Annotated in this window: 1 protein-coding gene; it reads left to right on the top strand. The window is 23.3% G+C overall.

All coding sequences use genetic code 11. The features are described 5' to 3' along the window. Positions 1-108: 108 nt before the first annotated feature. Positions 109-1,559: capsular biosynthesis protein (locus JG677_RS08055; RefSeq protein WP_200286118.1), on the top strand; the 1,451-nt coding region annotated here is incomplete at its 3' end.

The raw sequence follows: 1,559 nt of genomic DNA, 5'->3' as shown, positions 1-1,559 counted from the left end.
ATATCATAAGATTTCATTAGATGAAATTGTATTTTGTGGAACTCCAGATGAATATGAAAGATTAATTTTATAAAGTGACTTCTATTATATATAAATATAAGGATCCCCATGCAAAACCCAAATTCAGCTATAGAAAGAGTTAAAAATCATTTAGCTTATAAATTAGGTCAAGCTATGATTGATTTTAGTCGTAAAAAAAATAATAATAACTATGGGGGGGGGTATATATTATTATTTAAAAAACTTTATCAAATAAATAAGCAGCATAAAAGAGAACAAAAAATTTATCAACAAACCATACAAGTTTTTCCCCAACTTAAATATCCAAATTTAGAAAAATGCTCTGATTATGAACAAGCTTTAAAGTATAAATTTCATCTATCTTATATGTTGGGTGAAGTTCTTATAAAAACTTTCCAAAATTTACACAAGGGAAGCATGTTTAAGCTAATTAAAAATATTAAAAAAGCTAATAAAGAATTTAAAATATTTAAAAAAATGCTTGAACAATTTAAAATATATGATATAAAAGTTTACAAAGACTTTATAAATAATAAATCTTTATTTTTAGAAAGAAATTTAAGAATAGAAAATATATTAAAAATTCATCAAAATTATAAACCCATACTTGATAATATTTTCCACAACTTTAATTATTTTATACAAAATTTTGATCTTATAGAAGAATGGTTATTGTCGGATGATTTTAATGAAAGATATAAAAAAGAAAATCACCCTTATCCTTCTTTACTCGATCCTAAAAAGCTTAATGATGAAAAAGAAAAAATCAATTACAAAAACATACCAGCTGAACTTGCTTGGGAAATGAATTTACCTTTGCCAGATAATTATGAGTTTGTGTTTTTATTAATTCATGGTGCTGGAACTACTGCTATGACAAGATATTTAAGATTGTGCAATGTTAAGTTAAATAGACATTGGGGAAATCCATTATTTCAATACTTAGATTCTTATCGTATGCTTGTTTCTAATTTAAAAACTTATAATGCAATCATTCTTGCAGGATGTTTAAATAAACACGATTTTAATTTTGGAATTAAATTTTATAATTTAATTCAAAAAAAAATTCCCGCAATTTGCGTTGTAAGGGATCCTATATCAATTTTGAGACCTATTGTAAATCATTATGGAAATTTAAAACATCCTAGAGATAAAATTTGCAATCGTATAAATATAGATAGTTTTCCTATGGATGAAATTTTTAACATTCAAGTTCCTTATGCTTATCCGGATGAAAACGGTAATCCAACCTTAAATACTGTTAAAGAATACGCAGATGATAAATATGGAAATTTTTATATTTTAAATATTAAAATTAAAGAGTTAAAAAATATAATTAAGAAAATATATTATTTAGATATGATTGATATTTTACCTGAAAATTCTTTTAAAACGTTATCTTGGTTATCCAAAATACTTCATTTTGATCCACCACAATTCTCTAATTTGTTTAATTCAAAGTTAAATTCATCTGATAATCATGTTGATTATTTGTTTTTTCCAAAAACATTTTATATAGAATATAAAGAAAATAAAAT

Origin of the sequence: Campylobacter sp. TTU-622 (assembly GCF_016598965.1) — a bacterium.
In the GTDB taxonomy this organism is placed as follows: domain Bacteria; phylum Campylobacterota; class Campylobacteria; order Campylobacterales; family Campylobacteraceae; genus Campylobacter_D.
The sequence above is the reverse complement of the archived record's forward strand: the minus strand, read 5'-3'. Positions and strand labels throughout refer to the sequence as shown.